This window comes from Leclercia adecarboxylata (assembly GCF_035787115.1).
GTDB lineage: Bacteria > Pseudomonadota > Gammaproteobacteria > Enterobacterales > Enterobacteriaceae > Enterobacter > Enterobacter adecarboxylatus_E.
This window is the reverse complement of the sequence record NZ_JALKTL010000018.1, coordinates 1-2,701: the sequence shown is the minus strand read 5'-3', so window position 1 is coordinate 2,701 and position 2,701 is coordinate 1. Positions and strand designations below refer to the sequence as shown.

Sequence of the window (2,701 nt, the reverse complement as noted above, 5' to 3'; positions counted from 1 at the left end):
ACGATCAGCAACCTGTTTGACTGCTTCAATTTTAAACTCTTCGGGATAACGCTTACCGCTCATGGGCACCTCTCTTTAAGCCATCTTAAATGACTCTGAGGTGTCTGTTAAACCCGTGGCAATTCATACGATAAAGAAATCCTTCCTTTTGGAGGGCTTTGTGGTTAACTATTGTCCAGTAATATTCAAACTTTCTTAACCCTCTAATTTTGACGAAGGATTCTGTTTAAAAAGTTATCAACTTTGCAGGATTTGATGCGCTTTGCATTTTTTTAGCATGTTTGCAGGTTTTTCGTTGCTTTGCTTGTTTTTTCAAGATTTAATATAATGATGCAAAGTTGATTAAAGGAGTTTCGAATGGGATTAATGGATACGCTTAACCAATGCATTGCAGCTGGCCATGAGATGACGAAAGCCATCGCAATTGCTCAATTTAATGATGATAGCCCTGAAGCAAGGAAAATAACCCGCCGGTGGCGTGTTGGTGAGGCAGCCGATCTGATCGGTGTATCATCCCAGGCTATTCGTGACGCTGAAAAAGCAGGACGATTGCCGCATCCAGATATGGAATTGCGAGGACGCGTAGAACAGCGTGTGGGCTATACCATCGAGCAAATAAATCATATGCGAGATGTGTTTGGTACCCGTCTTCGCCGACCAGATGAAAGCTTACCTCCGGTAATCGGTGTTGCAGCTCATAAAGGTGGGGTTTATAAAACTTCTGTCTCCGTTCATCTTGCTCAGGATTTGGCTTTAAAAGGGCTTCGCGTACTGTTAGTCGAAGGCAACGATCCGCAGGGTACGGCCTCGATGTACCATGGTTGGGTTCCTGATTTACATATTCATTCTGAAGATACTCTACTCCCCTTCTATCTCGGTGAACGAGATGATGCTTCATATGCGGTAAAACCAACATGCTGGCCTGGCCTTGATATCATCCCTTCTTGTCTGGCCTTACATCGTATTGAAACTGAGTTGATGGGACGTTTTGACGAAGGAAAGCTGCCGACAGAACCTCACATGATGCTAAGGCTGGCCATTGAAACGGTAGCCCATGATTACGATGTGGTTGTTATCGATAGTGCTCCTAACCTTGGTATCGGCACAATTAACGTTGTTTGTGCTGCAGATGTGTTGTTAGTTCCTACGCCTGCAGAACTCTTTGACTATACCTCTGCCCTGCAATTTTTCGACATGCTGAGGGATTTGTTGAAAAACGTAGATCTCCAGGGGTTCGAGCCAGATGTCAGGATCCTGCTTACTAAATACAATAATAATAACGGTTCCCAGTCGCCATGGATGGAAGAGCAAATAAGGGATGCATGGGGAAGCATGGTGCTCAAAAACGTAGTACGTGAAACGGATGAAGTAGGTAAAGGGCAGATTCGAATGAGAACTGTGTTCGAACAAGCTATTGATCAGCGTTCTTCTACAGGAGCATGGAGGAATGCACTCGCAATTTGGGAGCCGGTTTGTAATGAAATCTTTGACCGTCTCATTAAACCTCGTTGGGAGATCCGTTAATGAAACGCCCACCTATCATCCCTAAATCTACCCCATCAGTTGCTCCTGCGACTACTGTAACAGCCCCTGCAGCTCCTATGGTTGATACACTCATTGCTCGAGTGGGTGCTATGGCAAAGGGCAATACTATTACCCTTCCCGTCTGTGGACGAGAAGTGAAGTTTGTTCTCGAGACCATCCTTGGTGCAGATGTTGCCAGCTCAACAAAGGTCTGGGCTGGTAATGAACGTGATCAGGCATTTTTAACAGAAGATTCCTTAGACGATCTCATCCCATCGTTTTTACTGTCTGGCCAGCAAAATCCGGCATTTGGTCGTAAGGTCAACGGTCATATAGAAGTTGCTGATGGCAGCCGCCGTCGCATGACTGCCATTCTGACATCTACTGAATATCGCATACTTGTCGGCACCCTTGATGACGAACAGATGGATGCTTTATGTAAACTTGGAAATGATTACAGGCCTACGAGTGCTTATGAAAGAGGTAAGCGATATTCCCAGCGTTTAGCTAATGAGTTTAATGGGAATATTTCTGCCCTGGCTGACGCTGAAAACATCTCAAGAAAAATCATAACCAGATGCATTAATACTTCTAAGTTACCAAGAGATGTCATCGCACTCTTCTCTCATCCTGGCGAACTTTCCGCGAGAGCTGGCGAAAACTTACAGAAAATCTTTTCTGAAAATGAAGCTCTTCTACTTGAGGGAGCATCTGAGTTATCAGGGAAAAGAAAAGCGGGGGTTATACTTGAGGCTGATGAAATAATTCAATCTCTTACAGCGTTGCTTAAAGATCCCAACAAGAAATTAAATCAGGCTCCTGAAAAGCACGAGTTCGTTCCTGGAGCAACAGTGCGGTATAAAGGAAATAAAGTGATTATCAGCCTAGATCGTTCCAAGCTTTCCGAGGAAAACATTGGGAAGTTTGAAGAAATGCTTGAGCTTTTAGCTACGAAGAAAAACAAGCATTGATTCGGTAGTAATCTTCCTGCTTTAGCCTTTTCAGGACCGTGCTCCCAACCACTCAAATGGGACCACGGTCCCAACCACACAAATGGGACCACGGTCACAACCACTCAAATGGGACCACGGTCACAACCACTCAAATGGGACCACGGTCACAACCACTCAAATGGGACCACGGTCACAACCACTCAAATGGGACCACGGTCACAACC

The 2,701-nt window shown here is 45.0% G+C and carries 2 protein-coding genes; both read left to right on the top strand.

Translation table 11 applies throughout. The features are described 5' to 3' along the window. Positions 1-357: 357 nt before the first annotated feature. A complete protein-coding gene (gene sopA / locus MXM41_RS22625; RefSeq protein WP_159340470.1) occupies positions 358-1,524 on the top strand; it encodes a plasmid-partitioning protein SopA in 1,167 nt (388 codons plus the stop codon). Then, entirely contained in the window at positions 1,524-2,495 is a 972-nt protein-coding gene (locus MXM41_RS22620; RefSeq protein ID WP_325934482.1) for a ParB/RepB/Spo0J family plasmid partition protein, read from the top strand. The genes sopA and MXM41_RS22620 overlap by 1 nt, the downstream gene beginning before the upstream one ends. Positions 2,496-2,701 lie beyond the last annotated feature (206 nt).